Source organism: Frigoribacterium sp. AC759 (assembly GCF_979256015.1).
On sequence record NZ_CEEDMT010000027.1, the window covers coordinates 1 to 19,919 of the forward strand.

Genomic DNA, 19,919 nt, shown 5'->3' on the forward strand with positions numbered 1-19,919 from the left:
AGGTCGGCACGGAAGCCCATGCGACGCTTGTACCCGGTCTTGTTCTTGTAGTTCTGGATGACGATCTTCGGGCCGCGGAGGTCGTTCAGGACCTCGCCCTCGACAGTCACCTTGCCCAGGTCGTCGCCCGAGAGGATCGTGTCGCCGTCGACGTGCAGGACGGGGACGAACGAGACGGTGTCTGCGGTGGAGGCCTTGAGGCGGTCGACGGTCAGAATCGTTCCGACCTCGACCTTCTCCTGACGGCCACCGGCGCGCACGATTGCGAAAGCCATGGGAACTCCAAAGTGAGGGGGTGTGACGCCCGGACTGCCGAGCGACGTCGTGGTGCCACGAGGGCAACTTGGATAGTCTTTCACAAATGTCACGACCGATCAAACTTCGCCGGCCGCCTCAGTTCACCGCCGAGATCGTCGACGACGCCCGAGAGCGCCTCGTCGACCTGCTGGAGGACCTGCGACGCATCACGACCGAGCACGCCGACGACATCGAGGTGTGGGGCTCCGCCGTCACCACGGCCGGCTGGGAGATCGCGAGCCTGGGCCAGTGGCTGGGGCTCGAGGGCGAGGCCGTGCTGCTGCTGGGTGGCGCCTCGTACCCCGAGATCGCCGAGCATCAGGGCACCAGCCCGTCCGCCGTGTACGCCCGGGTGGGGCGCTCGCTGACGCTGGCGCCCTACGCGCAGGCGTCCGGCTCCGACGGGGCGTCGAGTCGCGTGTCGGCCGAGGGTGTCGACCTCGCGAGGGCGGAGTACCTGCAGGAGGCGCACGGGAGCGGTTCGGACGCGCCCGGTCCCGAGGGGGTCGGTGCGGGCGACTCGCTGGCCGACCGCATCCCCGAGATGCTGCGGGCGGGCGAGCTCCGCACGACGGAGATCGCGGCGGCGCTGCCCGACTACCGGCGGAGCAGCGTGCTCTCCACGCTCAGCGTGCTGACCAGGCAGGGTCGAGTCGAACGCGTGGGTCACGGCGTCTACGCTCTGCCCCGCCCGACCACCCCGTAGACGGGAGTGCCGGCGGCCGGTGGTCGCCACCCGGCCGCCGGCGCCCCCGGTGGATCAGTGAGCGGCGTCGTAGGCCTCGCGGACCGAACCCGAGACGCGGCCGCGATCGGACACCTCGTGGCCGTTCGCGCGCGCCCACTCGCGGATCGCCTGCAGCTCCGCCGGGTTCGACTTGCCGGCGGGGCCCCGGCTCGGGGTCTGCTTCCGCCCCGTCCGGCGGCCGGCGGAGACGAAAGGCGAGAGCGCGGAGGTGAGCTCGTCGACATGCGAGTCGTGCAGATCGATCTCGTACGTGGCGCCGTCGAGGGAGAAGGTCAGAGTGCGGCCCTCGCCATCGGCGATGGGCGAGCCGTCGAGATCGTCGACGAGTTGGATAAAGGTCTTCTGGGCCATGGGAATCCTTTGTTCGGCGATTAGACAAATCACAGAGGCGACTTATCGGATTCACTATGGCTTATTTCCGCGCTAATCGCACCTGGAGCTTTTCTCACGAATCCACTGAACAATGACGTATTCGACGAGCCGTTCGCTTTATCAGGGGCGATGGGATATCCGCATATGTCCTTCCGAGAGGGTGCGATCTCTCCGGTTCACCAGTCGTGCACCGTGCCATCGGCCAGCCGGTTGTACGGCAGATAGGCCTTCTCGTACGGATACCGGCCGGCCTCGTCGACGTCGAGCTCGACTCCGATGCCGGGTCGATCACCCGGGTGCAGCATGCCGTCGACGAAGGTGAATCCCTGGTCGAAGACCAGATCGGTGCGCGCACCGTGCTTCATGTACTCCTGGATCCCGAAATTGTGGATCGAGAGACCGAGGTGCATCGCGGCGGCCATCCCGACGGGCGAGATGTCCGTCGGGCCGTGCATGCCCGACTTGATCTGGTATTGCGCCGCATATTCGAGAACCCGTTTGAGATGCGTGATGCCGCCGGTGTGGGTCACGGCGCTCCGCACGTAGTCGATCAGCTGCTCGCGGACGATCTGCTGGTAGTCCCACACCGTGTTGAAGATCTCGCCGATCGCCAGAGGCGTCGTCGTGTGCTGGCGGACGAGGCGGAGGGCCTCGGGGTTCTCGGCCGGGGTGACGTCCTCGAGCCAGAAGAGGTCGTACGGCTCGAGGCTCTTTCCGAGGGAGGCCGCCTGGATCGGCGTCATGCGGTGGTGCCCATCGTGCAGGAGGGGGATCTCGGGGCCGAACTCGTTGCGGACCGCCTCGAAGACGGTGGGGACGTGACGCAGATACGAGCGGGTGTCCCAGTCCTCCTCGTTCGGCAGCGCACCCCGTTGAGCGGGCTCGTGGTCGTAGCGGACGCCGGTGTTGGCGTCGAAGGTCGCGTTGGACGCGATGCCGTAGATCGACTTCAGCCCGGGCACTCCGGTCTGCACCCGGATCGCCTTGTACCCCTGCTCCTGGTGATCCCGGATGCTGTCGAAGAGCTCCTCGAGGTCCTTGCCGGAGGCGTGCCCGTAGGTCAGCAGCCCTGTCCGGGAGGCGCCGCCGAGCAGCTGGTAGAGCGGCATGCCGGCGGTCTTCGCCTTGATGTCCCAGAGGGCGACGTCGACGGCGGCGATCGCCGCCATCGTCACCGGCCCCCGGCGCCAGTACGCGCTGCGGTACAGGAACTGCCAGGTGTCCTCGATGCGGGCGGGGTCCCGTCCGACGAGGAGGGGGACGACGTGCTCGGTGAGATACGCGACGACGGCGAGCTCCCGGCCGTTCAGCGTGGCGTCGCCGAGTCCGGTGATCCCCTCGTCGGTCGTCAGCTTCAGTGTCACGAAGTTGCGATCGGGGCTCGTGACGATCACATCGGCGCTGTCGATTCTCATTCCGTCTCCTTCGACCGAATCCGTGCTCGGGCGAGGGCCCGGGCACGGACCAGCTTAGGGAGACGACTCCGGGAGGGGCGGGCGGCAGCCGACCTGCACCTCCTCGGCTCGGCAGGAGGCGCGGGTCAGCGCGCGCAGTCGATGCAGAGTCGAGCGGTCGGCCGGGCGTCGAGCCGGGCCTCCCCGATGCGCGCCGAGCAGCGCTCGCAGCGGCCGAAGGTCCCCGCGGCGAGGCGCTCGAGAGCGGAGCGCGCGTCGTCCGCCCGGTCGAGCGCCGACCGGCGGATGGCGTCGAGCTGCGACCTCTCGTAGGCGATCGTCGAGCCCTCGGGGTCGTGCTCGTCGTCAACGTTCGCGGACTCGCGGGCCTCGGCCACCGCCTCCATGTCGCTGCGGAGGCGCTCGGCGAGCGAGAGGGCATCGTCGCGGATGCCCTCGAGGCGGGCGACGGGCCCGATCACGAGACGACGAGCGGGGGCACCTCTTCGCCCGCACGGGGCGGCGCCGGGGGAGTGCCGTCGCCGAAGGGCCGTCCGCCGAGCTCCTCGCGACCGTGCGCGGTCAGCCAGCCCGACGGGTCGGGCCCGGCGGGGACGATGCCGGTCGGATTGATGTCGCTGTGCACGATGTAGTAGTGCTTCTTGATCTGGTCGAAGTCGATCGTGTCGCCGAATCCGGGGGTCTGGAACAGATCGCGGGCGTAGGCCCAGAGCACGGGCATCTCGGTGAGCTTGTTCCGATTGCACTTGAAGTGGCCGTGGTAGACCGCGTCGAAGCGGGCCAGGGTCGTGAAGAGGCGGATGTCGGCCTCGGTGATCGTGTCGCCGACCAGGAACCGCTGATCGGTCAGTCGCTCGGACAGCCAGTCGAGTCGCTCGAAGAGGGTGCGGTAGGCGCGCTCGTAGCTCTTCTGCGACCCGGCGAAACCGGCACGGTAGACGCCGTTGTTCACGTCGCGGAAGACCACGGCGTTCACCTCGTCGATCTCGGCGCGCAGGTGCTCGGGGTAGAGGTCGGGTGCGCCGTCGCGGTGGAGGTCCGTCCACTCGGTGGCGAAGTCGAGGGTGATCTGCGGGAAGTCGTTCGTGACGACCTTGCCGCTCGGCACGTCGACGATCGCCGGCACCGTGATGCCGCGCGGGTAGTCGGGCGTGCGCGCGAAGAAGGCCTCTTGGAGGCGCTCGATGCCGAGGACGGGGTCGCGCCCGTCGGGGTCCAGATCGAAGGTCCAGCTGCGGGCGTCGTGCGTCGGGCCGGGCAGTCCCAGCGAGATCGCGTCTTCGAGGCCGAGCAGTCGGCGTGAGATGACGCTGCGGTTCGCCCAGGGGCAGGCCCGCGCCGCGACGAGGCGGTATCGGCCCGACTCGACGGGCCAGCCGTCGGCGGCGTCGCGCGTGATGCGGTCCTCGATGTAGTTGGTGTCGCGGGTGTACTCCTGGCCGGGCTCGACGTAGGTGCCCTTCGCGTGCTGCTCGCTCATGCCGCCACCCTACGCACGCCCGGTCGGCAACTCCTGTCCGGTGTCGCGCCGGGCCGCGACACGCCGACGTCCGGTGCGGCCGGGCGGCAGGGAGGAGGAGTTGCCGACGCGCGGGTCAGGCGCCGACGTCGACGGCGTCGAGACCGGCGGCCGAGGAGGCGCGGGTCGCGCTCCACTCCCGCCACATCGTCTTGAGATCCCAGGCGTCGTCGGCCTCGAGCGAGATCCCCCGCTCGCCGGTGCGACGGGTGCGGCCCTGGATCAGCATGAGCTGCGTGCCGAACAGGAGGGAGCCGGCGCGCTGCTGCGCCTCGTCGAAGAACGTCGAGTCGGAGACGCCGCTGCCGTCGTCGAGGCTGATGAACACGACGCGCCGACCGCTGCGCATCGGCGGGGTCTGGGTGGCGATGCGGATGCCGGCCACGAGGACGGTCGTGCCGTTCCAGTGGTCGCGCAGGTCGGCGGCCCGGACGACGCCGAGGTCGTCGAGCATCGGACGGTAGCTCTCGATGACGTGCTCGCTGACCTCCATCGACAGGATGTCGAGCTCGTCGCTCACCCGGTCGCGGACTCCGACGTCGGGGGTGCCGGTGGGCACGGTGTCGGAGTCGTCGACGACGAAGTCGAGCTGGTTCTCGACGTCGGCCGCCCGGGGCCGTGACGACCTGCCGGTCAGCGCGCGCACCCTGGCCAGGACATCGCCCCTCGTCCGCCCCGGGCCGGCGAGCGAGTCGAGCGCCCCGACCTGGGCGAGTCGCTCGAACAACGACCGCGACGGTGTCGCCCGCTGCCAGAAGTCGGTGATCGATTCGTACGGGCGACCCACGACGACCCGGGCGAGCTCGGCGTCGCTGATGCCGTGCACGTCGACGAGCGACAGCCGGATGCCGAGGTCGCCGGTGCGAGTCGGCGCGATCGGGGTGGCGGGTGCGCGCAGCCGTTCGACGCGGTAGACGTCGGTCGAGGCGTTGACGTCGAGCGGCAGCACCGGGATGCCCATCCGCCGCGCCTCGGTCAGGAGCAGCCGCTTCGGGTACATGCCGGGATCGTGGGTCAGGATGCCGGCGAGGAACTCGGCCGGGTAGTGCGTCTTCAGCCATGCGCTCTGGTACGTGGGCAGGGCGAAGGCGGCACCGTGCGCCTTGCAGAAGCCGAACGATCCGAAGCCCTTCAGCACGGCCCAGATGCGGTCGACGTCGGCGTCGTCGTAGCGGCGCAGCCCGGTCTCGGGGTCGACGTTGGCCCGGGTGCGGGCGCGGAACGTCGCCTCGAGGGCGTCGTCGTCGCCCTTGCCCATGTGACGTCGGATCTCGTCGGCCTCGGCGAGGCTCACCTGCATCGTCGCCTCGAGGATCCGCAGGACGTGCTCGTGGTAGATCACGACTCCGTAGCTGTCGTCGAGGAACCCCGCGAAGCTCGGGTGGATGTAGTCGGGATGCTGGAACCCGTGCTTCGTGTCGAGGAACGGCACGATCATGTTGCCCTTCATCGGCCCGGGGCGGAACAGGGAGATATCGGCGATGAGGTCGGAGTAGCGGTCGGGCTGCATCTTGCCGATCAGCTCGCGCTGCCCCGGGCTCTCGATCTGGAACATGCCGAGCGTGTGCGTCGTCCTGATCGCCGCGAACGTCGGCTCGTCGTCGTGCGGGATCTCGTCGAGCTCGATCCGCCCCTCTCTGTTCACGTACCGTGCGTCCACCGGCAGCGCACCGGCCACCGCGGCCCTCGAGCCGTTCACGCGCTCGATCTCGTCGAGCGCGTACGCCAGCGTGCTCTGCATGCGCACCCCCAGCACGTCGAGCTTCAGCAGACCGGCGTCGTTCATGTCGTGCTTGTCGAACTGGCTCATCGGCAGACCGATGCCGCTCGGCTGGACCGGCGTCATGCTGAGCAGACCGGAGTCGCCGAGGATCACCCCGCACGGATGCATCGAGATGTGCCGCGGCAGCCGGTCGAGTCGCTCGCTGAGATCGACCAGCAGGTCGATCTGCCCGTCGCTGCGGGCCAGCTCGGCGATCTCGCGCAGCTCGGGCTTCTCGGCCAGGGCCGTCCGCAGGTCGCGGGCGTTCGAGCGCCAGACGTTCTTGGCGACGAGGTCGATCTGCTCGTCGTCGAGACCGAGCGCCAGACCGGCGTCACGGACGGCGCCTCGCCCCCGGTAGGTCGACTGCATCGACATGAGTGTCACCCGGTTGCTGCCGTACCGGTCGAAGATCGCCCGGTAGACCTCGTGCCGCCTCGCCGACTCGACGTCGATGTCGATGTCGGGGAGCGTCTCCCGCTTGTTGCCGAGGAACCTCTCGAACAGCAGATCGTGCTCGATCGGATCGACGTTCGAGATCCGCAGCAGATAGGTGACGAGGCTGCCCGCCCCCGACCCGCGTGCGGCGTTCCGCACCCTCATGTCGCGCATCAGCTTCGACACGTCGGCCACGGTCAGGAAGTACCCGGCGAAGCCGAACCCCGTGATGATGCCGAGCTCGTAGCGCATGCGCTCGTCGACCTTCTCGCGCAGAGCGCGACCGGCGTCGCCGAACCGCTCGGTGATCCCCGCCTCCGCCCGGCGGAACAGCACCTGGTCGGGATCGCCGTCGACTCCGATCGCACTCGGCTCGGGGACCTTCGGCCGACCCCAGCCCAGATCGGCGGCGGGGTCGAGTCGGCACCGGTCGGCCAGCCGCTCGGTCGCGGACAGCATCTCGTCGGCGGAGCTGCGAGGCAGCGAGGAGGCGTCGGTCACCATCCGCGCGACGGCGCGCATCGCATCGGCCGACTTCAGGAACGCCTGCGCGTTCGGCTGCGGGCGGAAGCTGCCCAGGGCGGCGAGATGCCCTGCCGAGTCGAGGACGTCGGCGGTGACCGCCTCGTCGGGGTCGAGGTAGCGGACGGCGTTGGTCAGCACGGCCGGCACCCCGACGTGGTCGGCCAGCTCGAGCATGCGGGCCGCGTGCCGGATGCTGCGGCTCTCGCCCGGCTCGGTCAGATGGCAGACGACCTCGACCACCACGCCGCCCGGCAGCACGGCCGCCCAGTCGGCCAGCGACGCCGCCGCCTCGGTGTGCCGACCCGCCTGCACCAGTCGACCCACGTCGGAGTCCGGGCCGAGCAGCACGGTCGCGGCGGGCCCCGACTCGCCCTGGACGAACGCCCGCACCCGTGACCGGCCGATGGTCGCCACGCTGTTCGCGCTGCCGCTCGCCTTCCGCGTCGCCCGGCCGTGCGCGGCGCTGATCAACCGGCAGAGCGCCGCCCACCCCGCACCCGGAGCGCCGCCGTCGATCGACCCGTGCGCCAGCACGACGATCCGATCGACCGGAGCACCCGCGCCCGCAGCACCAGCGCCTCCGGCAGCTCCTCCGCCGGCACCCGCGCCCGCAGCACCAGCGCCTCCGCCGGCGCCGGCACCGGCCCGATCGTCGCGGCACCCCAGCTCCACCCCCACGATCGGGTCGACGCCCGCGGCGCGACACGCGCCGATGTGCCGGATCGCCCCGTAGAGCCCGTCGCGGTCGGTGATCGCCGCGGCGTCGGCCCGTCGCCCGGCCACGGTCTCGACGAGGGTCTTCGGGTGGGCGGTGCCGTAGTGCGCGCTGAACGACGACGCGACGCGGAGATGGGTGAAACGCATGACTGGTGCCTCGTGCTCAGACCCCCCGGCCGGGTCGGTTCGAACAGATGTTCGATCAGTGTACGTGGTCGACGACCCGGCGGCGACGCCCGCCGGCTGGCATCATCGAGCCATGACCGACCGCCGCTCGACCCTCGACCGGGACGCCCGCGCCGTCGGGCACTGGACCCGCGTGCTGCTCGCCCAGCCGCGCCTCCTGCTGGCCGTGAAGACGGCGTTCGCCGCGGGGCTCGCCTACTGGATCGCCCCGCAGATCCCCGGCACGGCGGCCGACTACCCCTACTACGCGCCGCTCGGCGCGGTCATCGCCATGTATCCGACGCTGCGGGCCTCCTTGCGACAGGGCATCCAGGTGCTGCTGGGCGTCGTCGTCGGCATCGCCCTCGCCACGGCGGTCTTCGCCCTGCAGGACGGGCCGCCCGGAGTCCTCGCGGTCGGCGTGCTGGTCGGCATCGGCGTCGTGCTCGCCGGCATCCGCTGGCTCGGGGCCGGTCGCGACTGGGTGCTCACCGCGGGCCTGTTCGTGCTGCTGCTCGGAGGATCCGACACCGAGTCGTACGGCATCGGCTACATCGTCCAGCTCGGCGTCGGCGTCGTCGTGGGCGTCGTCGTCAACTTCGTGATCGTGCCGCCTCTGAACACCTCGCGCGCCGAGACGCGGCTCCGGCGGGTCCGGCAGGCGCTCGCCGACCGGGCCGACGAGATCGCCGGCGTCTTCGAGACGCCCTGGCCCCTCGAGGACGACGACTGGGAGGAGCGCGTCGGCGAGCTGCCCGCGACCCTCCACAGCGTGCGCTCGTCGGTGCAGTACGCCGACGAGTCGCGGCGGATGAATCCCCGGTGGCTGCTGCGTCGACGCGATCTCGGCCACGAGTACGCCGAACTGGCCGCGTTCGAGCGGGTCTCGTTCCATCTGCAGGACATCGCCGAGGTCTCCGGGGTCCTCGGCAGGCGCATCGGCCGCCAGATCGGCATGCCCGACTCGCTCGCCCCGGCCGTGGCGCACACCCTGCACGGGGTCGCCGAGGTGATCAGGCGCCACGACTCCGACGCCGACGTGTTCGTCGAGGCGCGCCGTCGCATCGCCGACCTCTGGGAGGCGATCGACGCCCACCGCGACCGCCCCACCACCGACACCAGCGGCGGGGTGTCGATCGCCGTCTCGCTCGGTCGCATCGTCGCCGCGCTCGACCCCGACGACGGCACCGCGCCCCGGCCCTCCGAGACGGACGCGGGGACGGCGGACGCCGGGACCGACACCGAGGAGGCGCACCCCGGATCCGACGGAGCCGACGGAGACGAGACGACCGGCGCCGACGACACCGCCACCGCCGACGACTCCGCGGATGCCGACGACGCCCCGGACGCCGACGGCACCACGGGCGACGACGGCACGGCCAGGGCCACGGAGGACGACGAGGCGCCCCGCGACACCGTCCGACGCGACGCCGACTGACGGGGTGCGACGCCCGCCGCCCAAGAGCAGTACGGTTGACCGGGCACCGACGCCGAGACGCGACCCGTGCCCTGACCGGCCGGGGCGGTCGACGGGAATGCCCGTCCGCCCTGTGCGTTGACACTCGTGGCCTGAGCACCCCACCCGCCGCCAGATCGACAAGCGACGATCCGTTCGCCGCCCTCATCCATGAAAGCCGCACAGTGACAGACACCACCACCCTCATCATCCTCGGAGCCAGCGGAGACCTCACCGAGCGTCTGCTGCTCCCCGGCCTCGCCAGCCTGCTGAAGAGCGACCGCGGAGTCGACGTGCAGCTGATCGGCACCGGCCGCAGCGAGCGCAGCGCCGACGAGTGGGACGACGTCGTCAAGACGGCGTTCAACGGCGACGCCGGCAGCGACCTCGCCAAGAAGACCCTCGCGTCGAGCCGCTACATCCAGGGCGACCCCACCACGGTCGAGCACCTGAAGGCGCTGTTCGAGGCCAGCGAGGGCACGCCCGTCATGTACTTCGCCCTCCCGCCGGCGATCAGCACGAAGGTCATCCAGTCGCTGGCCGAGATCGACCTCCCCGAGGGTCTCCGCCTCGCCCTCGAGAAGCCCTTCGGCTCCGACGAGCAGAGCGCTCGCGAGCTGAACGCCGAGCTGTTGAAGATCGTCCCCGAAGAGCGCATCCACCGCACCGACCACTTCCTCGGTCGTGCGACCGTGCTCAACATGATCGGCCTCCGCTTCGCGAACCGCCTGTTCGAGCCGGTCTGGAACAGCGAGAACATCGAGAAGGTCGAGATCTTCTACGACGAGGTGCTCGGTCTCGAAGGCCGCGCCCAGTACTACGACAAGGCCGGCGCCCTGATCGACATGATCCAGAGCCACCTCCTCCAGGTGCTCGCGGTCATCGCGATGGACGCCCCGTCGTCGATCGACTCGGTCGAGCTGCGCAGCGAGATCGCGCGCGTGCTGCGTGCCACCTGGGTCAAGGGCGGCGACCCCGTCGCGTCGAGCCGTCGCGCCCAGTACTCCGCCGGCACCATCGACGGCAAGGACGTCCCCGCCTACGCCGACGAGGACGGCGTCGACGACGAGCGTCAGACCGAGACCCTGGCCGAGGTCGAGTTCGAGGTCAAGACGCGCCGTTGGGCCGGCGTGCCGTTCATCCTCCGTTCGGGCAAGGGCATGACGAAGATCCGCAAAGAGGTCCTCATCACCTTCAAGCCCGTGCCGGCGCTGCCCGAGGGGCTCAACGGCTCCTCGACGCCCGACACGCTGCGCATCGAGATCAGCCCCGAGACGATGGAGCTCGGCGTCACGACCAACGGCTCCGGCAACCCCTTCGACCTCGAGAAGTCGACCATGTCGGTGACCCTCGGCAAGCCCGAGCTCACCCCCTACGGCGAGGTGCTCAGCGGCATCTTCCACGACGACCCGACGCTCTCGATCCGCGGCGACGTGGCCGAGCGCTGCTGGGCCATCGTCGCTCCCGTGATCGACGCGTGGCAGGCCGGCCAGGTGCCGCTCGACACGTACGCGGCCGGCTCGACCGGTCCGGCGGACTGGCCCGCCTGATCCACCGGCCCACCTGAACCACGGCAGCACCCCGACGGCCGTCCCGCTCGCATCGAGCAGGGCGGCCGTCGTCCGTTCCGCCGACCGGGGGAGCCTAGGAGGCGCGGGTCGCCTGCGCGCGCCCGATCGCGTCCGCCGCACGGACCAGCGCCAGGTGCGACAGCGCCTGAGGCGTGTTGCCGACGTGTCGCCCCGTCGCGACCTCGATCTCCTCCGACAGCATGCCGACGTCGTTGCAGTAGCCGACCAGGCGATCCATCAGGGTGACGGCGTCGTCCACCCGCCCCGAGGCCGCGTACTGCTCGGCGAGCCAGAACGAGCAGGTCAGGAAGGGGTTCTCGTCGCCCGCCAGCCCATCGACGCCGCTCTCGGTGCGGTAGCGCAGCAGCAGTCCGTCGTGCAGCAGGTCGTGCTCGATCGCGGCGACGGTGCCGAGCATGCGGGGGTCGTCGGCGGCGACGAAGCCGACCTGGGCGAGCTGCAGCAGCGAGGCGTCCACCTCGGTGGTGTCGTAGTGCTGCGTGTAGGAGTTCCGTTCGGCGTTCCAGCCGTCGCGTTCGACCTCGGCCCGCACCTCGTCTCGGAGCTCGCGCCAGCGGTCGACCGGGCCGTCGAGGCCGAACTGCTCGACGCCCGCGATGGCGCGATCGAGCGCGGCCCAGATCATGACCCGCGAGTGGGTGAAGTGCTGCAGCTCGCCGCGGATCTCCCAGATGCCGCTGTCGGGCCGGGTGCGATTGTCGTCGACGTACTGCATCAGGGCCCGCTGCAACGGCCACGAGTACTCGGTCTCGTCGACGCCGAGCTGGCGGGCCTCGTGCAGGGCGATCATGACCTCGCCGAAGATGTCGCCCTGGTACTGCTTGTAGGCGGCGTTCCCGACCCGCACCGGAGCGGCGCCCCCGTAGCCGGGCAGGTGGTCGATCTCGCTCTCGTGCAGGTGGCGCTCGCCGGCGAGGCCGTACATGATCTGCACGTCGGCCGGGTCTCCGGCGATCGCCCTCAGCAGCCAGCCGCGCCAGCGATCGGCCTCCTCGACGTAGCCGTGCAGGATCAGCGCCTGCAGCGTCATCGACGCGTCGCGGAGCCAGACGTAGCGGTAGTCCCAGTTGCGCGAGCCCCCGAACTGCTCAGGCAGGCTGGTCGTCGCGGCGGCGACGATGCCCCCGGTGTCTTCGTGCGTCAGCGCTCGGAGGATCAGCAGCGAACGGCGGACCTCGCGTTCGTAGGCCGGGGGAGTCGTGCACCGTGCGGCCCAGGCCTGCCACCAGCCGACCGTGTCGTCGATGGCCGCGTCGATGTCCACCGCCGCGGGTGGCTGCCGGTGCGAGGGGTACCAGGTGAGGGAGAGGTCGACGACCTCGCCGGCCGCGACGTCGAACTCGGTCGCATGGGTGTGGTCGGTGGCGGTCAGGCGCGGCCCTCGGACGACGACGGCGTCGGGGCCGGCCGTCGCGACGAGTGCGGTGTCGTCGCCGTCGGTCACCTGCCGCACCCAGGGCATGGCGCTGCCGTAGCCGAAGCGGATGGCCAGATCGACGTGCAGGGTCACGGTGCCCGAGACCCCCGTCACCCGGCGCACGACATCGGCGCGGCGGTCGCCGTAGGGCATCAGATCGGTGACCTCGACGACGCCCGTGGCGGTCTGCCACCGCGTCACGAGCACGAACGTGTCGTCGATGTAGCGACGGGTCGCGGTGGCGTCGGCGTCGGTCGGGGCGATCAGCCACCGCCCGGCGTCGTGGTCGCCGAGCAGGGCGCCGAAGGTCGAGGCGGAGTCGAAGCGGGGCAGGCACAGCCAGTCGATGCTGCCGTCGGTGCCGACGAGGCATCCGGTGTGCAGATCACCGATCAGGGCGTAGTTCTCGATGGGCAGGGGCATGCGGCCATCCAAGCAGTCCGGTCAGCGACCCCGCTGGAGGGTGGGGTCGGGCCAGCGTGTCTCGATCTGAGGCTTCTGCCGGCGGGTGCGCGCCCAGACGACGAAGCCCATCAGGGTGAACGCGCCGTAGAAGACGTACATGAACGCCGAGGCGTAGTAGCCGGCGCTGAACAGCAGCGGTGTGCCCACGAGGTCGACGGCGACCCAGATCAGCCAGAACTCGACCCAGCCCTTGGCCATGCCGTACGTCGCCAGTAGCGAGCCCATGAAGATCCAGGCGTCGGCCCAGACGGGCTCGTACGAGCCCAGGGCGCCGAAGATCGGGGTGAGCACGGCCGTGCCGCCGAAGAGCGCCACGACGAGCAGGACGCGGTTGCGCCAGCCGGCCCACCGCGGCTCGACCGCAGCGCCGGCCCCGGTCTCGCTCTGCCGCCAGCGGCGCCACCCGTAGATCGAGACCACGATGAACATCACCTGACGCCCGGCCTGGCCGAGCAGATTGACCGGGTTCGGCGTGTCGAAGACCGCGCCGAGGAACACCGTGAAGAGCAGGGCGTTGCCGACGATGCCGATCGGCCAGGCCCAGACCTTCCGGCGCATGCCGCCGAGGGCGCTGAGCAGACCGAAGACGTTGCCGACGATCTCTCGCCAGAGGATGGTCTGATCGCCCAGCACGAGCTGAGCGTCGAAGAGCCACCGGATCACCTGCACGTCGTCCTCCTGGTCGTGGCGACGACGGTCTCCGTGATCTGCCACGGCGCTCGAGTCGCCGAGGTCGGAACGAGCGGGGTGCGTCGTTCATTCCCGAGTGCCGGCATTCCTGGTGCCGGCCGATCAGGCGAACAGCTGCTGCTCGACGCGGTCGTCGAAGACGCCGAGCAGCAGCCATGAGCCCAGCGCGGGGTCGAGGGCGAGGTCGAAGGTGCCGTCGATCCGATGGGCGCCGTCGGTCAGCGGCAGGGCGTCGACCCGCCAGACCGGCAGCTCGAGCAGATCGACCGCCCCGCCCCGAGGCGCCCGGGCAGCCGACCGCCACCACTCTCGGCGGGTGATCCACCGCTCGGGCGGGCTGACCACGCCGTACACGACGCCCCGCCACACGAATCGCAGCGGCGCCCCGTCGTCGGTCGTCTCGACCGGTACCTTCTCGTCGACCTTCATGTCGTCTCGCCCCGCTCGTCGTCGTTCGAATGTGTGTTCGAACGAAGTGTACGGTCGGCCGCCGACATCCGACCCGCGAGAGGGAGGATCGAGAGGCTGCTACGCCATCACTCGACGACGCCGGCGTCGGCGAGCTGATCCCAGAGGCCCGCGCCGTCGGGGGCGGACACCCAGGGGGTGTCGCTGCCCTGGGCGTGCTCGGAGCGCGTCGACCGGCCACCCGCGAGGACGGCCTCGCTGGGCGACAGCTGGCGGATCGCCACGGCGGCGACCGAGTCGGGGTGCTCGTGCAGGAACCGCCCGTAGAGCTCTTCGTCGTGCTGGCCGTCGTCGCCCACCAGCAGCCAGCGCATGTGCGGGAACTCCTTCGCCAGCCGGTCGAGCGACGCGTGCTTGTGCTCGCGTCCGCTGCGGAAGAAGCGGTCGTGCGTCGGGCCCCAGTCGGTCAGCAGCAGCGGACCGCTCGGGTAGAGGTTGCGCGAGAGGAACCGCGAGAGGGTGGGGGCGACGTTCCAGGCGCCGGTCGAGAGGTAGATCACCGGGCAGCCGCCAGCCGTGCGCTGCAGTCGCTCGTAGAGCACCGACATGCCGGGCACGGGGCGTCTGGCGTGCTCGTTCAGGACGAACGTGTTCCAGGCGGCCAGGAAGGGCCGGGGCAGCGATGTCACCATGACCGTGTCGTCGATGTCCGACACGACGCCGAACCGCACGTCGGGGTCGATCACGTAGACCGGGGCGTCGACGGGCAGCGAGCCCTCGCAGCTGACGGTGGCGACGTGCCAGCCCGGTTCGAGGTCGACCTCGACCCGTACGTCGAGCACGCCGCCGCGGTCGGTCGTCAGGTGGTGCGTGCGCCCGCCGAGCACGACGTCGACCCTGGCCTTCTCGACAGGCACGCTGGTGAAGCTGCGCCAACCGCGCACGTTCGCCCGGTCGATCCCCTCGAGGGTTCCCTTGCGGGTCAGCAGCACCCGCGACAGCACGCGGGCCCAGCCGGACGAGCCGTAGCCCGTGTAAGGGACGACTGTCGGGAGGAGGCCCCGCTTGCGGGCGCGCTTCTCGCGGAACCGGTGGACCGAGTTCTCGATGCGGGCGGCGCGGTGCAGCAGCGGCTCGACTCCGGCCGGTGCCGGTCTACGGGTGTCGGGCATGCGCCCATCCTGTCACGTCAGACCGGTTCGACGAGGGCGGGGGAGTCGGACGACACCGAGCCGACCTCGGACGAGACCTCGTGGAACGACATGCGGTCCGCGATCTCGGGTGCGAGCCCCGCGACCCCCTGCACGAGATCGTCGTCGCCCTCGGTCTCTGGATCGAGCCAGTCGTCCATCACGTCGGCCCCCACGAAGACCGGCATCCGGTCGTGCAGGGTCTCGAGCGGCCCCGAGGAGGCGCGGGTCAGGATCGTCGTCGACAGCAGCCACCGGGACGGTGCGTCCGGTGCCGCCCGCGGGTCGCGCCACCACTCGTACAGCGCGGCGAAGAGCATGACCTCGTCGTCGGGGAGGCGCACCAGATGGGGGTGCTTGACGCCCGCGGGGTCGGTCGTCCATTCGTAGTAGCCGGTGGCCGGCACCAGCCCGCGGCGGGCCGCCACCGCGTCGCGGAACATCGGCTTCTCGGCCGCCGTCTCCGATCGGGCGTTGAACACCGGGGCGCCCTCGGGTCCGTTCGACCCGCCGGGCACGAGTCCCCATCGGGCCGCCGCGAGCCGCCGCACAGGCGGGCCGCCGGCGTCGGCGCCGCGGGGGGCGGCGTCGACCAGCAGATTCACCGGGCGGGTCGGAGCGATATTCCAGGAAGGATCTGGGAGAGTGTCTCCTGATACATCAACGTCGAACAGGGCCACCAGGTCGCTCGAGGCGCGAGCCATCACGAATCGTCCGCACATGCGTCCATTCTCCCGGCTCGCACCGACATCGGCCGCCACCGACGGGCGGAACGGTGCACGAGGTCGGTGCGCACCGCGCCCGCGGCGCCCTCGATCGACGTCCAGCACCATGTCGCGACGACGTCGCGAATCGCAGAAGGAGAACCGTTGCTCGCCACCGAGGTCACAGAAGCACTGCCCGGGGGATCATCACTGCTCAGGAACGAGCCGGTCCAGGCCCGGAGCTCCGCGCGCCTCACGGGGCTGCTCGACGCCGCGGCGTCGATCATCGACGAGATCGGTTACGAGCGCCTGACCACCGCCATGGTCGCCGAGCGCGCGGGCGCCTCGATCGGCACCGTCTACCGGTACTTCCCCGACCGCATCGCCGTGGTCGACGCCCTCGCACTCCGCTGCATCCAGCGCCTCACGGCGACGGTCGCCGAGCGGGTGGCCGACCCCGACATCGTCGACTGGCGTCGTGCCATCGAGGCGCTCATCGACGCCAAGGCCGAGATGTACCGCGACGAGCCCGGGTTCCGCGCCATCAGGTTCGGCGACGCTCCCGACCTCGGCGCGCCGCACGAGGCGCCCGCGGGCAGCCCTCTGGCCGATCGAATCACGAGTCTGCTGGTCGACCGCTTCGGGGTCGTCCGCGACGCCGAGACCGAGCTGGCGGTCGAGGTCGTCGTCGAGATCGGCAACTCCCTCCTCGCCCGGGCGTTCGTGTCCGGCGGCGACGGCGACCCGCGCTTCATCGACGAGTGCCGACGCGTCGTCGTGGCCTACCTCGAGCCGGTGCTCGCCGTCCGCTGATCCGAGCGGTCACCCTGATCGGTCGCTCCGGGCGCTGACTCCGGGCGCTCGCCGCGGGCGGTCATTCCGAGGGGGCGTCGTCGGGGGCGGACATGTGCCGCTCCTCCCGAGCGTGCACGATCCTCTTGACGACGACCACGACCACGCCGAAGACGACGATCACCGCGACGAAGAGGTAGCCGGCCCAGTGCAGCCGGTCGGCGATCTCCCGGTAGCCGCCCGCGGCGGCGGCACCGACCGAGACGTACGCCGTCGACCACAGGATGCACGCCGGGGCCGTCCAGGCCAGGAACGTCCGGTAGCGCATCGGGCTCATCCCGACCGTCAGCGGGATGAGCGAATGCAGCACCGGTAAGAAGCGCGAGACGAACACGGCGACCCCGCCGCGACGCGCCAGGTAGTTCTCGGCCCGGACCCAGTTGCGCTCGCCGAGGCGCCGCCCGACCGCACTGCGGCGGATCGCGGGGCCGAAGCGCCGACCCAGCGCGAACCCCACGCTCTCGCCGATCAGAGCCCCGGTCACGAGCGCCAGCACCAGCGCGACGAACTCGAACGGCGTCGCGACCGCCGTGGCCGACACGATCGCCACGGTGTCGCCCGGCACGACGAGTCCGAGCAGCACCGAGGTCTCGAGCACCATGGCGAGACCGGCGAGGAGGGTCCGCAGCACCGGATCGACCGATTGGACGAGGTCGAGGAGGGTGCCGAGGAGGTCGTTCACGAGCTCGATCCTATTCACAGCCGTTCGGCAGCGACCAGAACCGCTAAGCGACACCTGTTGTGTAATTGGGGACGCATACTGTCTCTGTGAACGACCTCCTCGACCCGCTCCTCCTCTCGCGGTGGCAGTTCGGTCTGACGACGATCTACCACTTCCTCTTCGTGCCCCTGACGATCGGCATGGCCTTCACGGTCGCGGTCTTCCAGACGGCATGGGTGCGCACCGGGAAGCTGCACTATCTGCAGCTCACCCGGTTCTTCGGCAAGATCTTCCTGATCAACTTCGCCATGGGCGTCGTGACCGGAATCGTGCAGGAGTTCCAGTTCGGCATGAACTGGTCCGACTACTCGAGGTTCGTCGGCGACGTCTTCGGGGCGCCGCTCGCCCTCGAGGGTCTGCTCGCGTTCTTCCTCGAGGCGACCTTCATCGGCATCTGGATCTTCGGCTGGGACAAGGTCCCGAAGAAGCTGCACCTGGCGAGCATCTGGGGTGCCACCGTCGGCAGCATCCTGTCGGCCTACTTCATCATCGCCGCAAACGCGTTCATGCAGAACCCCGTCGGTTACGCGATCAACGAGGAGAAGGGCCGGGCCGAGCTCACCAGCCTCTGGGAGGTCCTCACCAACAAGGTCGCCCTCGCCGCGTTCCCCCACACGATCTTCGCCTGCTTCATGGTGTCGGCCGCGGTCATCGTCGCGGTGGCCGCCTGGCACCTCTCGCGCAACCAGAACCTCGAGACCATGCGGCCCGCGCTGCGCTTCGGTCTCTGGACGATGGTCGCCGCCGGCGCCCTCACCGTCCTCACCGGTGACCAGCTCGGCCTCGCCATGGTCGAGACCCAGCCGATGAAGATGGCGGCCGCCGAGGCGCTCTACAAGACCTCGACCGGTGCCGACGCCTCGTTCTCGATCTTCACCCTCGGCACGCCCGACGGGGTGCACGAGCTGTTCAGCATCCGGGTCCCGTACCTCCTGAGCTTCCTGTCGACGCACACGTTCGACGGCACGGTCGAGGGCATCAACGACCTGCAGGCGCAGTACGTGCAGCTCTACGGCCCCGGCGACTACACGCCGATCATCTGGGTGACCTACTGGTCGTTCCGCTGGATGATGGGCCTCGGCATGGTCGCCATCCTCATCTCCCTCGTCGGCCTCTGGGTGACCCGCAAGGGCCGCCTCCCGGTCAGCCGCTGGGTGTGGCGCGCGGCCGTCTGGTCGTACCCCCTCCCGTTGATGGCGATGATCGTCGGCTGGGTCTTCACCGAGATGGGACGACAGCCCTGGCTGGTCTTCGGGCTGCTGAAGACCGAGGACGGCGTCTCGCCCAACGTGACCGGTCTGACCGTGCTCATCTCGCTGATCGCGTTCACGCTCATCTACGGCAGCCTCGCGGTCGTCGAGTTCCGACTGATCGTCAAGGCCGCCCAGAAGGGGCCGGGCGAGGCGCCCGTGCCCGACCCCGAATCCGGCGAGATCCGCCACGAAGCGACGGTGTACTGATGGACCTCCCCACCCTCTGGTTCCTGCTGCTCGCGTTCTTCTTCGTCGGCTACTTCGTGCTCGACGGCTTCGACTTCGGCGTGGGCATGTCGTTGCCGTTCCTCGGCAGGGACGACACCGACCGTCGGGTGCTGATCAACACGATCGGCCCCGTCTGGGATCTGAACGAGACCTGGGTCATCGTGGCCGGCGCGTTCATGTTCGCGGCGTTCCCCGAGTGGTACGCGACCCTGTTCAGCGGCTTCTACCTGCTCCTGCTGCTGATCCTGCTGGCGCTCATCGCCCGCGGCGTCTCGTTCGAGTACCGCCACCAGCGCCCCGAGGCCGCCTGGAAGCGCCGCTTCGACCTGATGATCACCGTCGGCTCGGCCGTGCCCGCCTTCGTCTGGGGACTCGTCTTCGCCAACGTCGTCCGCGGGGTGCCGCTCGACGAGGGGTTCAACTACACGGGCGGCCTGACCGATCTGCTCAACCCCTACGCCCTGCTCGGCGGCCTCACGACCCTCCTGCTCTTCTTCACCCACGGCGTCGTCTTCGTCTCGCTGAAGACCGAGGGCGAGATCCGCGAGCGGGCACGGCGACTCGCGGTGCGGGCCGGGCTGGTCACGATCGTCGTCGCCGCGTCGTTCCTGGTGATCACGACGCTGATGCACGGCACGATCGCGTCGGCCGTGCTCTCCGCGGCGGCCGCGGTGACCCTCATCGCCTCGTTCGCCGCCAACCTCCGGGGGCGCGAGGGGCGGGCGTTCGCCCTGATGGCCGTGACCATCGCCTTCGCCGTGGCGAGCCTGTTCGCCGCCCTGTTCCCCGCCGTCATGCCGGCCAGCAACGACCCCGCGAACAGCCTCACCATCGCGAACGCGGCGAGCTCCGACTACACCCTCACCGTGATGAGCTGGGTCGCCCTCGTCTTCGTGCCGCTCATCCTCGGCTACCAGGGGTTCACGTACTGGATCTTCCGCAAGAGGATCAGCCGCGCGACGATCCCGGCCGCCTCGTGAGCCCA

Annotated in this window: 18 protein-coding genes; 6 read left to right on the forward strand and 12 right to left on the reverse strand. The window is 70.2% G+C overall.

Annotated features, from left to right (window positions below; all coding sequences use genetic code 11):
• On the reverse strand, positions 1-275 hold a 275-nt coding region (rplU, locus tag ACZ6JE_RS13270; protein ID WP_464319256.1), incomplete at its 3' end, for a 50S ribosomal protein L21.
• Positions 276-361: 86 nt separating this feature from the next.
• Here rplU and ACZ6JE_RS13275 point away from each other — a divergent pair.
• A complete protein-coding gene (locus ACZ6JE_RS13275; RefSeq protein WP_464319257.1) occupies positions 362-1,003 on the forward strand; it encodes a hypothetical protein in 642 nt (213 codons plus the stop codon).
• A 54-nt stretch (positions 1,004-1,057) separates the two neighbouring features.
• On the opposite strand, the gene ACZ6JE_RS13280 is transcribed toward ACZ6JE_RS13275, so the two are convergent.
• From ACZ6JE_RS13280 to ACZ6JE_RS13300, 5 genes are all read right to left on the reverse strand, one after another.
• On the reverse strand, positions 1,058-1,396 hold the full coding sequence (locus ACZ6JE_RS13280; RefSeq protein WP_192058014.1) for a histone-like nucleoid-structuring protein Lsr2: 339 nt from the start codon (positions 1,394-1,396) through the stop codon (positions 1,058-1,060).
• 197 nt (positions 1,397-1,593) lie between these two features.
• Positions 1,594-2,832 carry a D-mannonate dehydratase ManD gene (gene manD / locus ACZ6JE_RS13285; RefSeq protein WP_192058012.1) on the reverse strand — a complete coding sequence of 413 codons (1,239 nt, stop codon included), beginning with the start codon at positions 2,830-2,832 and terminating at the stop codon, positions 1,594-1,596.
• Between the two features lie 125 nt (positions 2,833-2,957).
• Complete coding sequence (locus ACZ6JE_RS13290; RefSeq protein WP_320480007.1) at positions 2,958-3,293, reverse strand: TraR/DksA family transcriptional regulator; 336 nt, start codon at positions 3,291-3,293, stop codon at positions 2,958-2,960.
• Positions 3,290-4,312 carry a glutathione S-transferase family protein gene (locus tag ACZ6JE_RS13295; RefSeq protein WP_192058009.1) on the reverse strand — a complete coding sequence of 341 codons (1,023 nt, stop codon included), beginning with the start codon at positions 4,310-4,312 and terminating at the stop codon, positions 3,290-3,292. The genes ACZ6JE_RS13290 and ACZ6JE_RS13295 overlap by 4 nt, the downstream gene beginning before the upstream one ends.
• Positions 4,313-4,427: 115 nt before the next feature.
• Positions 4,428-7,940 (reverse strand): DNA polymerase III subunit alpha, encoded by a 3,513-nt coding sequence (locus ACZ6JE_RS13300; protein ID WP_464319258.1) that lies wholly within the window; start codon positions 7,938-7,940, stop codon positions 4,428-4,430.
• A 112-nt stretch (positions 7,941-8,052) separates the two neighbouring features.
• Between ACZ6JE_RS13300 and ACZ6JE_RS13305 the strand changes: the two genes are divergently transcribed.
• Complete coding sequence (locus tag ACZ6JE_RS13305; RefSeq protein WP_464319259.1) at positions 8,053-9,396, forward strand: FUSC family protein; 1,344 nt, start codon at positions 8,053-8,055, stop codon at positions 9,394-9,396.
• Positions 9,397-9,599: 203 nt separating this feature from the next.
• Entirely contained in the window at positions 9,600-10,964 is a 1,365-nt protein-coding gene (locus ACZ6JE_RS13310) for a glucose-6-phosphate dehydrogenase (RefSeq protein WP_192058003.1), read from the forward strand.
• Positions 10,965-11,058: 94 nt separating this feature from the next.
• On the opposite strand, the gene ACZ6JE_RS13315 is transcribed toward ACZ6JE_RS13310, so the two are convergent.
• From ACZ6JE_RS13315 to ACZ6JE_RS13335, 5 genes are all read right to left on the reverse strand, one after another.
• The gene (locus tag ACZ6JE_RS13315; RefSeq protein WP_192058001.1) at positions 11,059-12,846 is read right to left on the reverse strand and encodes a glycoside hydrolase family 15 protein; all 1,788 of its coding nucleotides are present in this window, start codon (positions 12,844-12,846) and stop codon (positions 11,059-11,061) included.
• A 21-nt stretch (positions 12,847-12,867) separates the two neighbouring features.
• A complete protein-coding gene (gene pnuC / locus ACZ6JE_RS13320; protein ID WP_243215599.1) occupies positions 12,868-13,557 on the reverse strand; it encodes a nicotinamide riboside transporter PnuC in 690 nt (229 codons plus the stop codon).
• Positions 13,558-13,680: 123 nt separating this feature from the next.
• Positions 13,681-14,007: a DUF6504 family protein gene (locus ACZ6JE_RS13325; RefSeq protein ID WP_192057999.1), complete on the reverse strand. Its 327-nt coding sequence runs from the start codon at positions 14,005-14,007 to the stop codon at positions 13,681-13,683.
• A gap of 107 nt (positions 14,008-14,114) precedes the next feature.
• Positions 14,115-15,158 carry an App1 family protein gene (locus ACZ6JE_RS13330; RefSeq protein WP_192057997.1) on the reverse strand — a complete coding sequence of 348 codons (1,044 nt, stop codon included), beginning with the start codon at positions 15,156-15,158 and terminating at the stop codon, positions 14,115-14,117.
• A 17-nt stretch (positions 15,159-15,175) separates the two neighbouring features.
• Positions 15,176-15,898, reverse strand: a complete 723-nt coding sequence (locus ACZ6JE_RS13335; protein ID WP_320477981.1) for an SOS response-associated peptidase — start codon at positions 15,896-15,898, stop codon at positions 15,176-15,178.
• A 147-nt stretch (positions 15,899-16,045) separates the two neighbouring features.
• Here ACZ6JE_RS13335 and ACZ6JE_RS13340 point away from each other — a divergent pair, with 147 nt between their 5' ends.
• A complete protein-coding gene (locus ACZ6JE_RS13340; RefSeq protein ID WP_192057993.1) occupies positions 16,046-16,693 on the forward strand; it encodes a TetR/AcrR family transcriptional regulator in 648 nt (215 codons plus the stop codon).
• A 61-nt stretch (positions 16,694-16,754) separates the two neighbouring features.
• On the opposite strand, the gene ACZ6JE_RS13345 is transcribed toward ACZ6JE_RS13340, so the two are convergent.
• Positions 16,755-17,414, reverse strand: a complete 660-nt coding sequence (locus tag ACZ6JE_RS13345) for a DedA family protein (RefSeq protein ID WP_464319260.1) — start codon at positions 17,412-17,414, stop codon at positions 16,755-16,757.
• A gap of 86 nt (positions 17,415-17,500) precedes the next feature.
• Between ACZ6JE_RS13345 and ACZ6JE_RS13350 the strand changes: the two genes are divergently transcribed.
• Together ACZ6JE_RS13350 and cydB are read left to right on the forward strand one after the other, a co-directional pair.
• On the forward strand, positions 17,501-18,913 hold the full coding sequence (locus tag ACZ6JE_RS13350) for a cytochrome ubiquinol oxidase subunit I (protein WP_464319261.1): 1,413 nt from the start codon (positions 17,501-17,503) through the stop codon (positions 18,911-18,913).
• Positions 18,913-19,914: a cytochrome d ubiquinol oxidase subunit II gene (cydB, locus tag ACZ6JE_RS13355; RefSeq protein ID WP_243215595.1), complete on the forward strand. Its 1,002-nt coding sequence runs from the start codon at positions 18,913-18,915 to the stop codon at positions 19,912-19,914. Before ACZ6JE_RS13350 ends, cydB begins: the two co-directional genes overlap by 1 nt.
• The last annotated feature ends 5 nt before the right edge of the window (positions 19,915-19,919 follow it).

Coding starts and splice junctions, on each gene's coding strand:
- ACZ6JE_RS13325 (WP_192057999.1), bottom strand. CDS start 14,007: ATGAAGGTCGACGAGAAGGTACCGGTCGAGACGACCGACGACGGGGCG.
- ACZ6JE_RS13335 (WP_320477981.1), bottom strand. CDS start 15,898: ATGTGCGGACGATTCGTGATGGCTCGCGCCTCGAGCGACCTGGTGGCC.
- ACZ6JE_RS13280 (WP_192058014.1), bottom strand. CDS start 1,396: ATGGCCCAGAAGACCTTTATCCAACTCGTCGACGATCTCGACGGCTCG.
- ACZ6JE_RS13300 (WP_464319258.1), bottom strand. CDS start 7,940: ATGCGTTTCACCCATCTCCGCGTCGCGTCGTCGTTCAGCGCGCACTAC.
- ACZ6JE_RS13295 (WP_192058009.1), bottom strand. CDS start 4,312: ATGAGCGAGCAGCACGCGAAGGGCACCTACGTCGAGCCCGGCCAGGAG.
- ACZ6JE_RS13330 (WP_192057997.1), bottom strand. CDS start 15,158: ATGCCCGACACCCGTAGACCGGCACCGGCCGGAGTCGAGCCGCTGCTG.
- ACZ6JE_RS13275 (WP_464319257.1), top strand. CDS start 362: ATGTCACGACCGATCAAACTTCGCCGGCCGCCTCAGTTCACCGCCGAG.
- ACZ6JE_RS13315 (WP_192058001.1), bottom strand. CDS start 12,846: ATGCCCCTGCCCATCGAGAACTACGCCCTGATCGGTGATCTGCACACC.
- ACZ6JE_RS13305 (WP_464319259.1), top strand. CDS start 8,053: ATGACCGACCGCCGCTCGACCCTCGACCGGGACGCCCGCGCCGTCGGG.
- cydB (WP_243215595.1), top strand. CDS start 18,913: ATGGACCTCCCCACCCTCTGGTTCCTGCTGCTCGCGTTCTTCTTCGTC.
- manD (WP_192058012.1), bottom strand. CDS start 2,832: ATGAGAATCGACAGCGCCGATGTGATCGTCACGAGCCCCGATCGCAAC.